Below are 18,183 nucleotides of genomic sequence, written 5' to 3' on the forward strand. Positions count from 1 at the left end.
CGCGAGCGAGAGCCGCCGGGCGCGAGCAGTCGGCTCACCGGCAGGATCGTGCCTGTCGTCAGCCGCGCCCGTGACGTCCGAGTCGGACGAGCCGGGCCACGAGGACGGCGACGCAGCCGAGCGTCGCGGTGGCCAGCAGCACCATGAACGTCGGATAGATGTACGCCACCTGGATCCAGGCGACGTCGCGACCCCGGTAGAGCCAACCGACCACCCGGTGGATCGAGGCGAGCAGCACCAGCGGCGCGACCAGCGGAAGCAGCCGCACCAGCGTCCAGGGGCGTACCGCCCGGCCGGTGGCCCAGCGGCGTGACCGGAGCACGCCCCGGCCGGCGAGTGCGGCGGAGGCGACCGCCAGCACCAGCAGCACGGCGTCGACGACCACGAGCGGCGTGCCCGCCGAGGGCGCCGGCGTGCCCTCGATCAGCGCGACGAGCCGCTCGGCGAGGGCCGACGCGTGGCCGTACGCCAGTCCGGTGTTCGCCATGACCGCGACCCCGTGGCCGGACGCGGGCAGCAGCGCCTGGTACGACGTCGAGGTGAACAGGTCACCGCTGTGCGCGATCATCGGCGCCCCCGACCCGGTCGTCTCCACGAACCAGCCGAGGGCGTAGGAGCTGGAGACCGCGGACGGGCGGTGCAGCGTGGCGAGGCCCGCCGGGGAGACGACCGCCGCGCCGTCCGGACCGCGACCCTGGTTGCCCTGCGCGATCAGCCACGCCGCCATGTCGCGCGCCGAGCTGAGCACCCCGCCGGAGCCGTTGCCGAAGGCCGGCGGCTCGGGCAGGGCGACCGGCTCGCCGAGGATCACGAGGTGGCCGCGCGCGCTCGACGGCAGGTCAGCGGCCACGTCGAGGGTGCGACTGTCGGTCATGCCGAGCGGGGCGAAGACCCGCTTCCGCAGGTACTCGTCGAACGGCAGCCCGCTGACCACCTCGACGAGTCGCGCGGCCACCTGGAAGTTCGGGTTGTGGTACTCCCACCTCGTGCCGGGGGCGGCGGCCAACCGGGCCGTACGCATCCCCGCGACGGCCTCCCGCAGCGAACCCGGCTGCGGCCTGCTGAACGCGGGGAACGTCGTGTCCGACATCCCGGAGGTCTGGTCGAGCAGCTGCCGCACGGTGATCCGGGCCGCCCGGGGGTCGGCCATAGTGAACTCCGGCAGGTGCCGGTGGACCGGCCCGTCGAGTTCCACCCGGCCCGCCTCGACCAGCTGCATCACGGCGAGGGCGGTGAACGACTTGCTCACCGACGCCACGGCCATCGGGGTGTGTGCCGTGATCGGGTCACCGGCGGGGGTGTGGCCGTACCCGGCGGCGTGCACCACCTCGGTCCCCCGGGTGACGGCCACCGCGACGCCGGGCAGCCCGGTGGCGTCGCGGTACTGGCGGACGGCGGCGTCGACGGCGGCGGCGTCGATCCCGACCGGCGGCGCGGCCGGGGCTGCCGGGGCAGGCGACGCGGCGAGCGCCACCGTACCGGCCAGGACGAGGAGTCGCGTGATCATGGTCGGAGTCTCGGCCGGTCGGGGACCCCGCACATCGGATCGTGGTCCGAACCCGGGATCGGACCGTGGTCCGACGCCCGGCGGCCGGCCGGTGGATACGGTGGTCCGGTGGTCACCTCGGGGCGGCTCGGGCTGCGGCAGTTGACGGCGTTCGACGCGCTGGTGGGCGTCGCCCTCGTGCTCCTCACGGTGCTCCGGACGCCCGGTGCCCCGGTGCTCGCCTGTGGCCTGGCGGTGCTGTTCGGGGCCCCGCTCGCCGTCCGCCGGCGCTGGCCGGCGCCGGTGCTCGCCGTCGTGGTGCTGGCGGGGGCGGTGGCGGTCGCCGTCGGGGTGGCCGGCGACGCGGTGGTGTTCGCGGTCGCGTTCGCGCTCTATCCGGTCGCGCTGGCCACCTCCACCCGGGACGGCGTGGCGGCGCTCGTCGTGGTGCTGGCCGCCCTCACCGCCGCGGGGCTGGCGGGCGGCACGGTCCCCGGGCTGCCGATCGTTTCGAGCCGGGCGGGGGAGGAGTCGTTCGCCACCACGCCGGTCCCGGTCCTGCTCTACGCCGCGACCGTCGTCGCCGCTTCGTGGACGCTCGCCCGCGCGGTGAGCGCCCGTCGACGTCACGTCACCCAACTCGCCGCGTCGCGCGCCGACCAGGCGGTGGCCGAGGAACGGTTGCGCATCGCCCGGGACATCCACGACGTGGTCGGGCACAGCCTCAGCCTGATCGCCATGAAGGCGGCCGTCGCCAACCACCTCGCGGACAGCCATCCCGAGCAGGGCCGGGCCGCCCTGGGCGCGATCGAGCGGGTCAGCCGGAGCGCGCTCGACGACATCCGGGTCGTGCTCGGCGCCCTGCGCGACCCGGCCGACACCGCGCCGAGCTTCACCGAACTCGACCGGCTGGTGGAGGACGTCCGCGCCGCCGGCGTCACCGTCGACGTCGACCGGGCGGCCGACCTGTCGCGGGTGCCGGCGGCCGTGCAGGCCTCGGCGTACCGCATCGTGCAGGAGGCGCTGACCAACGTGCTGCGTCACGCCGGCCCGACCCGCTGCCGGCTCGCCGTGGCGGTCGAGCCCGGGATGCTGGCCGTCGCCGTCGTCGACGACGGGGGGTCGGGGCGCGCCGTCGGGCCGCCCGGCCACGGGCTGCGGGGCATGCGCGAGCGTGCCGTGATGCACGGCGGCACCCTGGCGACCGGCGTCGAGCCTGGTGGCGGCTTTGCCGTCCGCGCCCGGCTGCCGTTCACCCCGGCGGTGTCGGACGATGGGTGAGCCCGTACGCGTGCTCCTGGCCGACGACGACGTCCTGCTGCGCGGCACCCTCCGGCTGCTGGTCGACGCCACCCCGGGAATGACCGTGGTGGCCGAGGCGGGCACCGGGCGGGCGGCCGTCGAGCTCGCGAGGACGCACGCGCCCGAGGTGGTCCTGATGGACGTCCGGATGCCCGAGATGGACGGCATCGCCGCCACCGAGCAGGTCACCGCCGGCCGGGACGCGCCCCGGGTGCTCGTCCTCACCACCTTCGACCTCGACGACTACGTGTACCGGGCGCTGCGGGCCGGGGCGAGCGCCTTCCTGCTCAAGGACACGTCCCCCGTACGGCTGCTCGACGCGATCAGGGTGGTCGCCGCGGGCGAGGCGCTGCTGGCCCCCAGCGTCACCCGTCGGCTCATCGCCGAGTTCACCCGGATGCCGGCGGCCCGACGGGCGCCGGGACGGCTCGACGGGGTGACCCCACGGGAGCGGGAGGTGTTGACGTTGATCACCCGTGGGATGTCCAACACCGAGATCGAGCAGCACCTGCACCTCAGCCGGGGCACCGTCAAGACGCACATCGGCCGGTTGATGACGAAGCTGGCCGTCCGCGACCGGGCGCAACTGGTGATCGCGGGCTACGAGTCGGGGCTCGCCGACCGGTGAGGTGACGTCGACCGTCGTGAACGCCGCGCCGGCCCGGCGGGTCGGCGTCCGATCCCGCCGCGTTGACCCGGGGACCGGGGGTGTGGCAGCATTCGCGGCCTGACGGCAGTGAAGGAAGCCGGTGTGATTCCGGCGCGGTCCCGCCACTGTCACCGGGGAGCGATCCCCCCTCGTGAGTCACGGCCGTGCGTGCGCGGTTGGAAGACCGGGGGTGAGCGTCGATCCGGGAGCCAGGATACTTCGGCCGTCGGGAGTGACCCCAGGGCGTGGACACCCGAGGAGGACCCGATGACGCACCGCGTCTCCGCCATCGACGATCATCGTCGCACCGTGCCCGGCCGCGACAGCGCGCCGGCGAGCAGCCGCATCTCCGCAGCCCCGTCCGGCCGCCGCGCCGCGCGTCCGGCCGGCCGTGGTGTGCCCGCCCCCGGTCGCCCCGCAGCGGTCGGACGCGTCGCCCGTCCCTGACGCCCGCACCGCGCCGCCCGACCCCGCCGGTCCGCCGGTGAGCCGCTTCCCGGCCCGCCGTACCCGCTGAACCGCGCCCATCCCTCGTACCGCCCGATCGTCCTCGCGTCGATCCGGGTGTCACTCTCCGGAGCCGTCCGTGCGCATCCTGCTGCTGTCCACCGCCGACACCGACCTGCTCGCCGCCCGCGCCAGCGGCGCCGACTACCGCCTCGCCAACCCCGCCCGGGTCGCCGCCGACGCCGTGCCCGCGCTGCTCGACGGCGTGGGCCTCGCGGTCGTACGCCTGCTCGGCGGCCGGCAGGCGTGGCCGGACGGGCTCGCCACGGTGCTGGCCTCCGGCGTGCCCACGGTCGTGCTCAGCGGCGAGGCCCTGCCGGACGCGGAGCTGATGGCGGCCTCCACCGTCCCCGCCGGAGTGGCCACCCAGGCGCTGGCCTACCTGGTCGAGGGCGGCCCCGGGAACCTCGCCCAGCTCGCCCGGTTCCTCTCCGACACGGTGCTGCTCACCGGCGAGGGGTTCGCCCCGCCCGCGCCCACCCCGACGTACGGCGTCCACGGCGACCGTCCCGTGCGGCCCGACCGGCCGACCGTCGGGATCGTCTTCTACCGGGCGCACGCCCTCGCCGGCAACACCGGCTTCGTCGACGCCCTCGCCGACGCCGTCGACGCGGCCGGCGGCAACCCGCTGCCGATCTTCTGCGGTTCGTTGCGCGGCCTCACCGCCGGCGCGGGACCGCTCGGGCTCTTCGGCCGCTGCGACGCCCTGCTGGTCACCGTGCTCGCCGCCGGCGGCACGGTCGCCGCCGACGCCTCCGGCGGGGGCGACGAGGACGCCTGGGACGTGGGTGCGCTCGCCGCCCTCGACGTGCCGGTGATCCAGGCGCTCTGCCTCACCAGCACCCGCGAGCAGTGGGCCGGCAGCGACGCCGGACTGTCCCCGCTGGACGCCGCGATGCAGGTGGCCATCCCCGAGTTCGACGGCCGGATCGTCACCGTGCCATTCTCGTTCAAGCGGATCGACGCCGACGGACTCTCCAGCTACGTCGCCGACCCGGAGCGGGCCGCCCGGGTGGCCGGCATCGCCGTGCGGCACGCCCGGCTGCGGCACGTGCCCAACGCCGACAAGCGGCTCGCGGTCGTGCTCAGCTCCTACCCGACGAAGCACTCCCGGGTCGGCAACGCCGTCGGCCTGGACACCCCGGCCTCGGCGGTCCGGCTGCTCGCCGCCCTCGCCGAGGCCGGCTACCACCTCGGCGACGCCCCGGTGCCCGACGACGGGGACGCGCTCATCCACGCCCTCATCGCCGCCGGGGGACACGACGTCGAGTGGCTCACCCCGGAACAGCTCGCCGCCGCCGAGGCCCGGGTGCCCGGGGCGACGTACCGGCGCTGGTTCGACGAGGCGCCGGCGGAGCTGCGGGAGCGGATGCTCGCCCACTGGGGGGAGCCGCCCGGCGGGCTCTACACCGACGGCGGCGACATCGTGCTGGCCGGGCTGCGCTTCGGCAACGTGGTGCTGCTGATCCAGCCGCCGCGCGGCTTCGGCGAGAACCCGATCGCCATCTACCACGACCCGGACCTGCCGCCCAGCCACCACTACCTGGCCGCGTACCGCTGGCTGGCCGCGCCCGCCAGCGACGGCGGCTTCGGCGCGGACGCGGTGGTGCACCTGGGCAAGCACGGCACCCTGGAGTGGCTGCCCGGCAAGGGCCTCGGGCTGGCCGCCGACTGCGCCCCCGACGCCGTCCTCGGTGACCTGCCGCTGGTCTACCCGTTCATCGTCAACGACCCCGGCGAGGGCACCCAGGCCAAGCGCCGTGCGCACGCCGTCGTCGTCGACCACCTGGTGCCGCCGATGGCCCGCGCCGAGACGTACGGCGACCTGGCGAAGCTGGAGCAACTCCTCGACGAGTACGCCACCGTGCAGGCGCTCGACCCCGCCAAGGTGCCCACGGTGCAGGCGCAGATCTGGGCCCTGGTGCGCGCCGCGGAGCTGCACCACGACCTGCACGCCGAGGACATGCCGGCCGCCGAGGACTTCGACGACTTCGTGCTGCACCTCGACGGGTACCTCTGCGAGGTCAAGGATGTGCAGATCCGCGACGGCCTGCACATCCTCGCCGCCGCGCCCACCGGCGAGCCCCGGGTCAACCTCGTCCTCGCCGTGCTGCGCGCCCCGCAGGTCTGGGGCGGTGCCCGCGCCCTGCCCGGCCTGCGCCAGGCCCTCGCCGCCGCGTACGGGCTCGACGAGCAGGCGCTGCTCGCCGCGCCGGGCCAGCGGCTGGCGCTGCCCGAGGCGTTGACCGACACCGTCGACGGGCCGGCCGGCACCGCCGCCGACGCCGTCGACCTGATCGAGGCCCTCGCGCGCCGGCTGGTCCTCGGCATGGAGACCCTCGACTGGGACGCCGACAAGGTCGACGCCGTGGTCGAGGAGGTCACCGGCCGGGCCGTCCCGGACGCCGCCGCCGTGCTCCGCTTCGCCGCCACCGAGCTGGTGCCCCGGCTGGACCGCACGACCGACGAGATCGACCGGGTGGTGGGCGCGCTCGACGGCCGGTTCGTGCCGCCCGGCCCGTCCGGCTCGCCCACCCGGGGTCTGGTCAACGTGCTCCCCACCGGCCGGAACTTCTACTCCGTCGACCCCAAGGCGATCCCCAGCCGCAACGCCTGGGACGTCGGGGTGGCCCTGGCCGACTCGCTGCTCGCCCGGCACCTCGCCGACACCGGGGAGTACCCGCGCTCCGTCGGCCTGACCGTCTGGGGCACCAGCGCCATGCGCACCCAGGGCGACGACGTCGCCGAGGTGCTCGCGCTGCTCGGCTGCCGCCCCACCTGGGACGACCGCTCCCGCCGGGTCACCGGCGTCGAGGTGGTGCCGACGGCGGAGCTGGGTCGCCCCCGCGTCGACGTCACCGTGCGGATCTCCGGCTTCTTCCGGGACGCCTTCCCGCACGTGGTCGCGCTCATCGACGACGCGGTGCGGCTGGTCGCCGCCCTGGACGAGCCCGCCGAGCAGAACTTCGTCCGCGCGCACGTCGCCGCCGACCTCGCCGAGCACGGCGACGAGCGGCGGGCCACCGCCCGCGTCTTCGGCTCCAAGCCGGGCGCGTACGGGGCCGGGCTGCTGCCGCTGATCGACTCCCGTAACTGGCGCAGCGACGCCGACCTCGCCGAGGTGTACGCCGTCTGGGGCGGCTACGCCTACGGCCGGGGGCTGGACGGGCGGGAGGCGCGCGCCGACATGGAACGCTCCTTCGCCCGGATCGCGGTGGCGGTGAAGAACCAGGACACCCGCGAGCACGACATCGTCGACTCCGACGACTACTTCCAGTACCACGGCGGGATGGTGGCGATGGTCCGTCACCTGACCGGCGCCGCCCCGACCGCGTACGTGGGGGACTCGGCGATGCCGCACGACGTGCGTACCCGCACCCTCGGCGAGGAGACCCGGCGGGTGTTCCGCGCCCGGGTGGTCAACCCGAAGTGGATCGCCGCGATGCGCCGGCACGGCTACAAGGGCGCGTTCGAGCTGGCCGCCACCGTGGACTACCTGTTCGGCTACGACGCCACCGCCGGCGTCGTCGACGACTGGATGTACGAGCACCTGGCCGCCGCGTACGTCTTCGACGAGACCACCCGGGAGTTCCTGGAGCAGTCGAACCCGTGGGCGCTGCGCGGCATCACCGAGCGGCTCCTCGAGGCGGCCGACCGGGGCCTGTGGGCCGCGCCTGAGCCGACCACCCTGGACCGGCTCCGCGAGACGTACCTGGCCAGCGAGGGCGACCTGGAGGACCGGCAGTGAGCGCGAGGAGTGAGCCGGTTCTGCGAGCCCCGCAGTCGCGAACGGAAGGGGACACGGTGAGCGCGAGGAGTGAGCCGGTTCTGCGAGCCCCGCAGTCGCGAAGGGAAGGGGACACAATGACCACCTACCCGTTCAGCGCGGTGCTGGGCATGGACGACATGCGGCTCGCCCTGCTGCTCAACGCGGTTTCCCCGGCGATCGGCGGGGTGCTCGTCCGCGGCGAGAAGGGCACCGCCAAGTCGACGGCCGTGCGGGCCCTGGCCGCGCTGCTGCCGCCCGTGGACCGGGTGGCCGGCTGCCGCTTCGCCTGCGACCCCGCCGCCCCCGACCCGTCCTGCCCGGACGGCCCGCACCCCGACGCGCCGGCGGCCGAGCGGCGTCCCGCCCGGCTGGTGGAGCTGCCGGTCGGCGCGGCCGAGGACCGGGTGGTCGGCTCGCTCGACCTGGAGAAGGCGCTCGGCGAGGGCGTCCGCGCCTTCGAGCCGGGCCTGCTCGCCGCCGCCCACCGCGGCGTGCTCTACGTCGACGAGGTCAACCTGCTCCACGACCACCTGGTCGACCTGCTCCTCGACGCCGCGGCGATGGGCCGCTGCCACGTGGAGCGGGAGGGCGTCTCGGTCAGCCACGCGTCCCGGTTCCTGCTGGTCGGCACGATGAACCCGGAGGAGGGGGAGCTGCGCCCGCAGCTGCTGGACCGGTTCGGGCTGACCGTGGAGGTCGGGGCCAGCCGCGACCCGGCCGTACGCGTCGAGGTGGTCCGCCGCCGGCTCGCCGCCGACGCCGATCCGGCCGGCTTCGCCGCCCGCTGGGCCGACGCCGACGCGCAGGTCGCCCGCCGGGTCGCCGCCGCCCGGCAGCGGCTGGAGCGGGTGCTGCTGCCCGACGCCGCGCTGCGCCGGATCGCCGAGGTGTGCGCGGCGTTCGACGTGGACGGCATGCGCGCCGACATCGTCACCGCCCGTACCGCGCTGGCGCACGCCGCCTGGCACGGCCGGGACGTGGTCACGGTGGAGGACGTCCGGGTCGCCGCCCGGCTGGCGCTGCCGCACCGCCGCCGCCGGGACCCGTTCGACACGCCCGGACTGGACGAGAAGCGCCTCGACGAGGCCCTGGACCGGGCCGGCGACGACGATCCCGACGACCCGGGTGGCCCCGGCGGTCCCGGCGACGGCCCGTCCGGCGGGCCCGACGGTCCCGGCCCGCACGGCGGCCCTGACGGTCCCGGGCCGCACGGCGGCCCCGATGGTCCCGGCCCGCAGGGCGGCCCCGGCGGCACGCCGGACGACGGCGGGCCCGGCGGAACCCGGCCCGCCGGCCCGGACGAGCCGGGCCCCGGGCGCGGCGACGCCGCCGGTGGGGACGGCGGCGACGGCCCGGAGCCCGACAGCGGCGACCCGGCGCAGGGACGGTACGACGACCGCGCCCGTCCGGCCGACGGAGGCCCGGACGACGGCGGCGGGCCCGGGCCGACCGGCCCGGCGGACGTCCGGCCCGGCGCCGGTGGGCAGGCGGTGGCCGTACCCCGGCAGGGGCTCAAGGCGCGGCTGCTCACCGCGCCCGGGATCGGCGACGGGGTGCCCGGCCGGCGCTCCCGCGCCCGCACAGGGCGGGGCCGCACCACCGGGGCGCGGGTGCCGGCCGGCCGGGCCGGGGCGCTGCACCTGCCGGCGACCCTGCGGGCCGCCGCCCCGCACCAGGGCGCCCGCGGTCGCGTCGCCGGGCCGCTGCGGCTACGCCCCGACGACGTCCGCGAGGCCGTCCGCGAGGGACGCGAGGGGAACCTGGTGCTCTTCGTGGTCGACGCCAGCGGCTCGATGGGCGCCCGGGCGCGGATGGCCGCCGTCAAGGGCGCCGTGCTCGCCCTGCTCACCGACGCCTACCAGCGCCGGGACAAGGTCGCCGTGGTCGCCTTCCGGGGAGCCGCCGCGCAGACCCTGCTGCCGGCTACCTCCTCGGTGCTCGCAGCCTCGACTCGGCTGGCCGAGCTGCCCACCGGCGGGCGTACGCCGCTGGCCGAGGGGCTGCTCGCCGCCGCCGACCTGCTGCGGGTGGAGCGGCTACGCGATCCGCGTCGCCGCCCCCTGGTGCTGGTCGTCACCGACGGCCGAGCCACCGCCGGGGAGCGCCCGCTCGACCGGTCGGCCCGCGCGGCGGCCGTGCTCGCCGCCACCGGCGTCCCCTGTGTCGTCGTGGACTGCGAGAGCGGCCCCGTCCGCCTCGGCCTGGCCCGCCGCCTCGCCGCCCAACTCGGCGCCGACCACCACCGGCTCGACGAGGTCGCCACCGCCCCGCTCACCGATCTAGCCGCCACCGCCAGCGCCGGGGCGCAGAACAGGAGTGTTGCCTGATGCCGCAGGGAAAGCCGTCCCACGTGCCCGCCGACGGGTTGACCACGCGGCAGCGGCGCAACCGGCCGCTGCTGCTGGTCCACACCGGACAGATGAAGGGGAAGTCGACCGCCGCGTTCGGGCTGGCGCTGCGCGCCTGGACCGCCGGGCTGCCGATCGGGGTGTTCCAGTTCGTCAAGAGCGCCAAGTGGCGGGTGGGCGAGGAGAACGCCTTCCGCGCCCTCGGCGAGGTGCACGAGCGCACCGGGCAGGGCGCCCCGGTGGCCTGGCACAAGATGGGCGAGGGCTGGTCCTGGATCCAGCGTGGCGGCGAGGCCGACCACGCCGCCGACGCACTGGAGGGCTGGCGGCAGATCCAGCGCGACCTGGCCGCCGAGCGCTACGGCCTGTACGTGCTCGACGAGTTCACCTACCCGATGAAGTGGGGCTGGGTGGACGTCGACGAGGTGGTCGACACCCTCGCGAACCGCCCCGGGTTCCAACACGTCGTCGTCACCGGCCGCGACGCCGACCCGCGCCTGGTCGACGCCGCCGACCTGGTCGCCGAGCTGACGAAGGTCAAGCACCCGATGGACGCCGGCCAGAAGGGCCAGAAGGGCATCGAGTGGTGACGGTCGAGCCGGGCGTGCCGTGGGCGCTGCCCCGGGTGGTGGTCGCCGCACCCGCCAGCGGGCACGGCAAGACCACCGTCGCCACCGGGCTGCTCGCCGCGCTGCGCCGCCGTGGCCTGGCCGTCAGCCCGCACAAGGTCGGCCCGGACTACATCGACCCCGGCTACCACGCGCTCGCCGCCGGTCGCCCCGGCCGCAACCTCGACCCGTGGCTGGTCGGCGAGGAGCGGATCGCGCCGCTGCTGCGGCACGGCGCCGCCACCCCGACGCCCGCCGACATCGCCGTGGTCGAGGGGGTGATGGGGCTGCACGACGGCGCGGTCGGCCGCCGCGGGTACGCCTCCACCGCGCACGTCGCCCGGCTCGTCGACGCGCCGGTGCTGCTGGTGCTGGACACCACCGCGCAGGGCCGTTCCGCCGCCGCGCTCGCCCTGGGCATGGCCGCGTTCGACCCCGGCGTGCGGATCGGCGGGGTGATCCTCAACCGGGTCGGCTCCCCCCGGCACGAGTCCTTGCTGCGCGACGCCCTCGCCGAGGTGGGCGTGCCGGTGCTCGGGGCGGTCAGCCGCGCCGCCGAGGTCGCCGCCCCGGCGCGCCACCTCGGGCTGGTGCCCGTCGCCGAGCGGGCGCCGGAGTCGCTGGCCATCGTGGCCGCCCTCGCCGACCTCGTGGCGTCCACCGTGGACCTCGACGCGGTGCTCGACCTGGCCCGCACCGCCGGGCCGCTGACCGCGCCCGCCTGGGACCCGGCTGCCGCCGTCGGCGGCCCCGCCGGCGGCGAGCGCCCGGTGGTCGCGGTCGCCGGCGGGCCGGCCTTCACCTTCTCCTACGCCGAGACCGCCGAGCTGCTCGCCGCCGCCGGCGCCGCCGTCGTCCCCTTCGACCCGCTGCGCGACGCCGGCCTGCCCGCCGGCACCCGCGCGGTGGTCGTCGGCGGCGGCTTCCCCGAGGCGTACGCGCCGCAGCTCGCCGACAACACCACGCTCCGCGCCGAGCTGGCCGGCTTCGACGGCCCGGTCGTCGCCGAGTGCGCCGGGCTGCTCTACCTCGGCCGGTCCCTCGACGGCGTGCCCATGTGCGGCCGGCTCGACCTCACCGCCCGGATGACCGACCGGCTCACCCTCGGCTACCGGGACGCCGTCGCCGTCACCGGCTCCCCGCTGCACCGCCCCGGCGACCCGGTACGCGGCCACGAGTTCCACCGCACCGCCACCGACCCGGGGCACGGCGACCGGCCGGCGTGGCGCTGGGACGGCGCCGACCACGGCTTCGTCGCCGGCCGGGTGCACGCCTCCTACCTGCACACCCACTGGGCCGGGCACCCGCACGCCGCCCGCCGCCTGGTCGAGGCGGCGAGCCGGTGACCGCGCAGGAGGGCGGTAAGCCGGTGAGCGCGCACGAGAGCGGCGAGCGGGTGACCGGGCACGGCGGCGGCGAGCCGGTGAGCGCGCGCGGCGGGACGCCGGCCGGGGACGGCTGCACCGCGACGCTGACCGGGGTCGGGGTCGGTCCCGGCGACCCGGAACTGCTCACCCTCCGGGCGGTCCGGGTGCTGACCGAGGCCGACGTCGTGTTCGTACCGGTGCTGGACCGCCTCGCCGCGGACGGCGACGCGCCTCCCGGGCGGGCCGAGACCACCGTGGCCGCGCACGTCGCTCCGGCCCGGCTGCGCCGGCTGCCGTTCGCCCTGGACGACCGGGGCGGGGTCACCGCGCGCCGGGAACGGGCGTGGGACGAGGCCGCGCGGGCCGTGGTGGACGCGGTCGACGGCGGCGCCCGCGCCGTCGCCTTCGCCACCATCGGCGACCCGAACGTCTACTCCACCTTCGGCTACCTGGCGCAGACCGTCCGCGCCCGCCGTCCGGCGGTCGAGGTGCGCACGGTCCCCGGGATCACCGCCATGCAGGACCTGGCGGCGCGCAGCGGCGTCCCGCTCTGCGAGGGGCGGGAGCCGCTGACCCTGCTGCCGGCCACCGCCGGGCTGGCGCTCTTCGCCGACGCGCTCGCCGGCCCCGGCACCGTCGTGGCCTACAAGGGCTGGCGTCGGCACGCCGAGCTGGTCGCCGAGCTGCGCCGGCAGGGCCGCCTGGGCGACGCCGTGCTGGGCCGGGGCCTCGGGCTGCCCGACGAGCGGATCGGCCCCGTCGCCGACGCCGCCGACGACCTGCCGTACCTGTCGACGCTGCTGGTCCCGGCCCGCCGGGACCGTCGGGGAGGAAAACTGTGACCACCGCGCCGATCGCGGACCGCGCCGACGACGGCGGGCCGACCAGCACGGGCAGGGTGTGGTTCGTCGGGGCCGGCCCCGGCGCGGCCGACCTGCTGACCCTGCGCGCCGCCCGGGTGATCGGCGCGGCCGACGTGGTGGTCTGGGCGGCCAGCCTGGTGCACGCCGACGTGCTCGCCCACGCCCGCCCCGACGCGGAGATCGTCGACTCGTCGCGGCTGCCGATCGAGGGGGTGCTGCCGCTCTACGAACGGGCCGCCGCCGAGGGGCTGACCGTGGCGCGGATCCACTCCGGCGACCCGGCATTGTGGGGCGCGGTGCAGGAGCAGCTCGACCTGTGCCGGGCGCTCGGGCTGGCCGTCGAGATCGTCCCGGGCGTCTCGTCGTTCACCGCCGTCGCGGCGATCGTCGGCCGGGAACTCACCATCCCCGAGGTCGCCCAGTCGGTGATCCTGACCCGGCTGGAGGGCGGCAAGACCCCGATGCCGCCGGGCGAGCGGGTCCGCGAGTTCGCCCGGCACGGCACCACCATGGCGCTGTTCCTCTCCGCCGCCCGCTCCGGGCAGGCGCAGGCCGAGCTGTTGGCCGGCGGCTACCCGCCCGACACCCCGGTCGTGGTGGCGTACCAGGCGACCTGGCCGGACGAGCTGGTGGTGCGGTGCGCCCTCGGCGACCTGGAGGCCACGGTCAAGGAGCACAAGCTCTGGAAGCACACCCTCTTCCTGGTCGGCCCGGCGCTCGCCGCCGCCGGCACCCGCTCGCACCTCTACCACCCCGGGCACTTCCACACGTTCCGGCGGGCCGAGCCGGCGGCCCGCGCCGACCTGCGCCGCGCCCGGCGCGCCGGCGGGACGGCGGGGGACGGGCACGCCGGATGACGTACGCCGAGCCGCCGCTGCGCGAGCCGGACCTGCCGCGTACGGCGAAGGTCCGGCCCACCGCGCTGCGCACGGGCTGGACCACCGGCGCCTGCGCGACGGCGGCGGCGAAGGCGGCGGTGACCGCCCTGGTCACCGGCGTGCCGCAGCGGGAGGTGGAGATCGGGCTGCCGGCCGGCCGCCGGGTCCGCTTCCCGGTCGCCCGCTGCGAGGTCCACGCCGGCACGTCGGCGGAGGCCGTGGTGGTCAAGGACGCCGGCGACGACCCCGACGTCACGCACGGCGCCGAGCTGACCGTCACCGTCGGCTGGCGGGACGTGCCCGGGCTGCGGCTCGACGGCGGGCCGGGCGTCGGCACGGTCACGAGGCCGGGACTCGGGCTGCCCGTCGGCGGGCCGGCGATCAACGAGACCCCGCGCCGGATGATCGGCCAGGCCGTCGCCGAGGTGGTCGACCTGGCCGAGGTGGGTGTACGCGTGGTGGTCAGCGTGCCGCGCGGCGAGATCATGGCCCGCAAGACCACCAACCGGCGGCTCGGCATCCTCGGCGGCATCTCCATCCTCGGCACCACCGGCATCGTCCGGCCGTTCTCCACCGCCTCCTGGCGGGCCAGCGTGGTGCAGGCGGTGCACGTGATGGCCGCCCAGGGGGAGCGGACGGTGGTGCTGTGCACCGGCGGGCGCACCGAGCGGGCCGCCCGAGCGCTGCTGCCGGAGCTGCCCGAGGTGTGCTTCGTCGAGGTCGGCGACTTCACCGGCGCGGCGGTCACCGCCGCCGTCGGCGACCGGATGACCGGGGTGGTCTTCGTCGGGATGGCCGGCAAGCTGGCGAAGCTCGCCGCCGGCATCCTGATGACCCACTACACCCGGTCCAAGGTGGACCTGTCCCTGCTCGGCGACGTCACCGCCGAGGCGGGCGGCGACCCCGACCTGGTGGCGGCGGTCGCCGCGGCGAACACCGGGCGGCACGCGTACGAGCTGTGGGAGGCCGCCGGGTTGCTCGGCGCCGCCGGTGACCTGCTCTGCCGGCGGGTACGCCAGGTGCTGCTCCGGTTCGCCGGGAACGCGGTCACCGTCGACGTGGCGATGGTGGACTTCGCGGGCGACCAGGTCGTCGCCTCGTCGGGCCGGTGGGCGGCATGACCGGCAGCCCGCCCGCCGGGGGCACCGGGCCGGCCGTGACCGTGGTGGGGATCGACGCCGGAGGGGGCCCGCCGCACCCCGCCGCCGCGCCCGCGCTCGCCGGGGCCCGGCTGGTGGTGGGCGCGGCCCGGCACCTGGCCGCCGTACGCCTGCCGGTCGGCGCCGACACCGTCGCCCTCGGGCCGCTCGCGCCGGCGCTGGACCGGCTGGCCGCCGCCGTCGCCGCCGGAACGGACGCGGTCGTGCTGGCCAGCGGGGATCCCGGGCTGTTCGGCGTCGTCCGGCGGCTGCGGGCGGCCCGGCTGCCGCTGCGGGTGCTGCCGGCCGTGTCCAGCGTGGCCGCCGCGTTCGCCCGCGCCGGGCTGCCCTGGGACGGCGCGGCCGTGGTCACCGCCCACGGCCGGGACCCGCGACCGGCGCTGAACGCCTGCCGGGCGCTGCCCGCCGTCGCGGTGCTCACCGCCCCCGGCGCCGGGGCCGCCGAGCTGGGCGCCGGCCTCGTCGGCTGGGCCCGCCGGCTGGTCGTCGCCGAGCACCTCGGCACCGACGCCGAACGGCTCACCGAGACCACCCCCGAGCAGGCCGCCGCCCGCGACTGGGCCGACCCGCACGTGCTGCTCAGCCTCGCCGGCGAGCCGGGCACGGCCGGGATGCGGTCGGACAACCAGCCGGCCGCCGCGCCGGCCGGCGGGTGGGCGCTGCCCGAGTCCGCCTACGCGCACCGCGACTCGATGATCACCAAGTCGGAGGTACGCGCCCTCGCCGTGGCCCGGCTGCGCCCCCGTCTCGGCCGGCTGGTCTGGGACGTCGGCGCGGGCAGCGGCTCGGTCGGCATCGAGTGCGCACTGCTCGGCGCGGCCGTGGTCGCCGTCGACCGCGACCCGGCGGCGCCGGTCGGCGCCAACGCCGCCCGGCACGGCGTCGACGTCAAGGTGGTGGTCGGCGCCGCCCCCGGGGCGCTGCACGGCCTGCCCCAACCGGACGCCGTCTTCGTCGGGGGTGGCGGCACCGACGTGCTCGCCGCCGTGGCGCACCGCCGGCCGGACCGGGTGGTGGTGACCCTCGCCGCCCTCGACCGGGTCGCCCCGGCGGTCGGGCTGCTGCGCGCCGGCGGCTACACCGTGGAGGGCGTCCAGCTCTCCGCCGCCCGCCTCGCCGACCTGCCCGGCGGATCCATCCGACTCGCGGCCACCAACCCGGTGGTCGTCCTCACCGGGGAGCGCCCGTGAACCACCCGCCCACCGCCACGGACCAGCCGACCCGGATCGGCCTGGTCGCCGCCACCGCCGCCGGGCGGCGGCACGCCCGCACCCTCGCCGACGCCTGGCCGCACGCCCGCCTGGTCACGGCGGACACCGTCGCGGACGCGCTGCGCGCCGCCTGGGCCGAATGCGACGCGGTGGTGGCGTTCCTGGCCACCGGGGCGGTGGTGCGCATCCTCGCGCCGCTGCTCGGAGACAAGCACACCGACCCGGCCGTGGTGGTGGTCGACGAGGCGGCCCGGCACGCGGTCGCGCTGCTCGGCGGGCACGCCGGGGGCGCCAACGACCTCGCCGGGCGGGTCGGCGCGGTGCTCGACGCGCGGCCGGTGGTCACCACCGCCACCGACGCCGCCGGCCTGCCCGGGCTGGACACGCTCGGCTGGCCCGTCGAGGGCGCCGTCGCCGCCGTCAGCCGCGCCATCCTCGACGGCGAGCCGGTCACCCTCGTCGCCGACGCCGCCTGGCCGCTGCCCGCCCTGCCCGACAACGTGCGCCCCGCCCCGACGCCTGTCGCGCCCGCCGACCCGGCCCCGCCGGCCGGCCCGGCCGGGTCCGGTGTGCCGGTCGGCCCGGCCGGGCCCGGGGAGGCGGCCGGCGGCGGGTACCGGCTGCTGGTCACCGACCGGGTGGTGCCGCTCGACGACCGGACGGCCGTGCTGCGGCCCCCGTCGCTGGTCGCCGGGGTGGGGGCCAGCCGGGGCGTGCCCGCCGCCGAGGTGCGCGGCCTGCTGGACCGGGTGCTCGCCGAGGCCGGCCTCAGCCCGGCCAGCCTGCGGCACCTGGCCAGCGCCGACATCAAGGCCGACGAGGCGGGCATCCGGGCGACCGCCGACGCGCTCGGCGTACCCCTGGTGACGCATCCGGCGGCGGAGCTGGCGGCGGTCGACGTGCCGCACCCCAGCGAGGTGGTCCGCGCCGCCGTCGGCACCCCCAGCGTCGCCGAGGCGGCGGCGCTGCTCGGCGGCGACGCCGCGCTGCTGGTGCCGAAGACCGCGACGGCGATGGCCACCGCGGCGGTCGCCCGGCACGCCCCGCGCGGCCGGCTGGCGATCGTCGGCCTCGGGCCCGGCGCGCCCGACCTGCGCACCGCCCGCGCGGTGGCCGAGCTGCGCCGCGCCGCCGTGGTCGTCGGCCTCGACCAGTACGTCGACCAGGTCCGCGACCTGCTCCGCCCCGGCACCCGGGTGCTCGCCAGCGGCCTGGGCGCCGAGGAGGAACGGGCCCGTGCCGCCGTCGCCGAGGCCGTGGCCGGTCACGCCGTCGCGCTGGTCGGCTCCGGCGACGCCGGCGTGTACGCGATGGCCAGCCCCGCCCTCGAGTACGCCGACGAGCGGATCGACGTGGTCGGGGTGCCCGGGGTGACGGCCGCCCTCGCCGCCGGCGCCCTGCTCGGCGCGCCGCTCGGCCACGACCACGCCTACCTGAGCCTGTCCGACCTGCACACCCCGTGGGAGGTCATCGCGCGCCGGGTCGCCGCCGCGGCCGAGGGCGACTTCGTGGCGCTGCTCTACAACCCGCGCAGCCGCGCCCGCGACTGGCAGCTCGGCGCGGCGCTGGCGGTCTTCGCCGCGCACCGGCCGCCGGACACCCCGGTCGGGGTGGTGCGCAACGCCAGCCGACCCGACGAGCGGGTGCACCTGGCCACCCTGGCCGACCTCGACCCGGCGCTGGTCGACATGTACAGCGTCGTGGTGGTGGGCAGCAGCCAGACCCGGGTGGTCGCCGGCCGGATGGTCACCCCTCGGGGGTACCGGTGGCGGCGGTGACCATCGGCGCCTGCCAGGGCTGCGGCGCCTGCCTGCTCACCTGCCCGACGCACGCCATCCGACCGGTGCCCGGCGGCCTAGCCGTCCGCGCGGACCGCTGCACCGGCTGCCTGGAGTGCCTGGAGATCTGCCCGGTGGACGCCATCCGCGCCACCGGCACCGACGAACGTGGAGGAAGCCGATGAGTCCGACCGCGGTCAGCGCCGCACCCCCGGCCGGCCGGTGGAGCCGCGCCGAGCGGGTACGCCTCGGCGGCA

General features: G+C 77.4%; 12 protein-coding genes, 1 pseudogene and 1 riboswitch. Of the genes and pseudogenes, 12 read left to right on the top strand and 1 reads right to left on the bottom strand.

Features of this window, described 5'->3' with window-relative positions; genetic code table 11:
• Nucleotides 1-58: 58 nt before the first annotated feature.
• Nucleotides 59-1,507 carry a serine hydrolase domain-containing protein gene (locus ACGF5C_RS09300; protein WP_393298740.1) on the bottom strand — a complete coding sequence of 483 codons (1,449 nt, stop codon included), beginning with the start codon at nucleotides 1,505-1,507 and terminating at the stop codon, nucleotides 59-61.
• A gap of 108 nt (nucleotides 1,508-1,615) precedes the next feature.
• Between ACGF5C_RS09300 and ACGF5C_RS09305 the strand changes: the two genes are divergently transcribed.
• From ACGF5C_RS09305 to ACGF5C_RS09360, 12 genes and pseudogenes are all read left to right on the top strand, one after another.
• Nucleotides 1,616-2,767 carry a sensor histidine kinase gene (locus tag ACGF5C_RS09305; protein ID WP_393298743.1) on the top strand — a complete coding sequence of 384 codons (1,152 nt, stop codon included), beginning with the start codon at nucleotides 1,616-1,618 and terminating at the stop codon, nucleotides 2,765-2,767.
• A complete protein-coding gene (locus tag ACGF5C_RS09310) occupies nucleotides 2,760-3,416 on the top strand; it encodes a response regulator (RefSeq protein ID WP_393298746.1) in 657 nt (218 codons plus the stop codon). The genes ACGF5C_RS09305 and ACGF5C_RS09310 overlap by 8 nt, the downstream gene beginning before the upstream one ends.
• A gap of 111 nt (nucleotides 3,417-3,527) precedes the next feature.
• A riboswitch (cobalamin riboswitch) is annotated at nucleotides 3,528-3,657 on the top strand.
• Nucleotides 3,658-4,023: 366 nt separating this feature from the next.
• Nucleotides 4,024-7,692 carry a cobaltochelatase subunit CobN gene (gene cobN / locus ACGF5C_RS09315; RefSeq protein WP_393298749.1) on the top strand — a complete coding sequence of 1,223 codons (3,669 nt, stop codon included), beginning with the start codon at nucleotides 4,024-4,026 and terminating at the stop codon, nucleotides 7,690-7,692.
• A 56-nt stretch (nucleotides 7,693-7,748) separates the two neighbouring features.
• The gene (locus tag ACGF5C_RS09320; RefSeq protein ID WP_393298752.1) at nucleotides 7,749-10,040 is read left to right on the top strand and encodes a VWA domain-containing protein; all 2,292 of its coding nucleotides are present in this window, start codon (nucleotides 7,749-7,751) and stop codon (nucleotides 10,038-10,040) included.
• Nucleotides 10,040-10,651: a cob(I)yrinic acid a,c-diamide adenosyltransferase gene (cobO, locus tag ACGF5C_RS09325; RefSeq protein WP_357460027.1), complete on the top strand. Its 612-nt coding sequence runs from the start codon at nucleotides 10,040-10,042 to the stop codon at nucleotides 10,649-10,651. The genes ACGF5C_RS09320 and cobO overlap by 1 nt, the downstream gene beginning before the upstream one ends.
• Nucleotides 10,648-12,015, top strand: coding sequence for a cobyrinate a,c-diamide synthase (locus ACGF5C_RS09330; protein ID WP_393298756.1), 1,368 nt, complete (start codon nucleotides 10,648-10,650; stop codon nucleotides 12,013-12,015). The genes cobO and ACGF5C_RS09330 overlap by 4 nt, the downstream gene beginning before the upstream one ends.
• Before the next feature lie 77 nt (nucleotides 12,016-12,092).
• On the top strand, nucleotides 12,093-12,878 hold the full coding sequence (cobI, locus tag ACGF5C_RS09335) for a precorrin-2 C(20)-methyltransferase (protein ID WP_393299149.1): 786 nt from the start codon (nucleotides 12,093-12,095) through the stop codon (nucleotides 12,876-12,878).
• A complete protein-coding gene (gene cobM, locus ACGF5C_RS09340) occupies nucleotides 12,875-13,756 on the top strand; it encodes a precorrin-4 C(11)-methyltransferase (RefSeq protein ID WP_393298759.1) in 882 nt (293 codons plus the stop codon). The genes cobI and cobM overlap by 4 nt, the downstream gene beginning before the upstream one ends.
• A complete protein-coding gene (locus ACGF5C_RS09345; protein WP_393298762.1) occupies nucleotides 13,753-14,898 on the top strand; it encodes a cobalt-precorrin-5B (C(1))-methyltransferase in 1,146 nt (381 codons plus the stop codon). The genes cobM and ACGF5C_RS09345 overlap by 4 nt, the downstream gene beginning before the upstream one ends.
• The gene (cbiE, locus tag ACGF5C_RS09350; protein ID WP_393298764.1) at nucleotides 14,895-16,127 is read left to right on the top strand and encodes a precorrin-6y C5,15-methyltransferase (decarboxylating) subunit CbiE; all 1,233 of its coding nucleotides are present in this window, start codon (nucleotides 14,895-14,897) and stop codon (nucleotides 16,125-16,127) included. Before ACGF5C_RS09345 ends, cbiE begins: the two co-directional genes overlap by 4 nt.
• Entirely contained in the window at nucleotides 16,124-17,926 is a 1,803-nt protein-coding gene (gene cobJ / locus ACGF5C_RS09355; RefSeq protein ID WP_393298767.1) for a precorrin-3B C(17)-methyltransferase, read from the top strand. The genes cbiE and cobJ overlap by 4 nt, the downstream gene beginning before the upstream one ends.
• Nucleotides 17,914-18,137, top strand: a pseudogene (locus tag ACGF5C_RS09360) (DUF362 domain-containing protein); the annotation flags it as partial. The gene cobJ and the pseudogene ACGF5C_RS09360, both read left to right, overlap by 13 nt.
• Between the last annotated feature and the right edge of the window lie 46 nt (nucleotides 18,138-18,183).

Origin of the sequence: Micromonospora sp. NPDC047620, assembly GCF_043205005.1 — a bacterium.
GTDB lineage: Bacteria > Actinomycetota > Actinomycetes > Mycobacteriales > Micromonosporaceae > Micromonospora.

Bases quoted from the DNA above. Each gene is read 5' to 3' on its own strand.
- ACGF5C_RS09345 (WP_393298762.1), top strand. From the start codon at position 13,753: ATGACGTACGCCGAGCCGCCGCTGCGCGAGCCGGACCTGCCGCGTACG.
- ACGF5C_RS09310 (WP_393298746.1), top strand. From the start codon at position 2,760: ATGGGTGAGCCCGTACGCGTGCTCCTGGCCGACGACGACGTCCTGCTG.
- cobO (WP_357460027.1), top strand. From the start codon at position 10,040: ATGCCGCAGGGAAAGCCGTCCCACGTGCCCGCCGACGGGTTGACCACG.
- ACGF5C_RS09300 (WP_393298740.1), bottom strand. From the start codon at position 1,507: ATGATCACGCGACTCCTCGTCCTGGCCGGTACGGTGGCGCTCGCCGCG.
- cbiE (WP_393298764.1), top strand. From the start codon at position 14,895: ATGACCGGCAGCCCGCCCGCCGGGGGCACCGGGCCGGCCGTGACCGTG.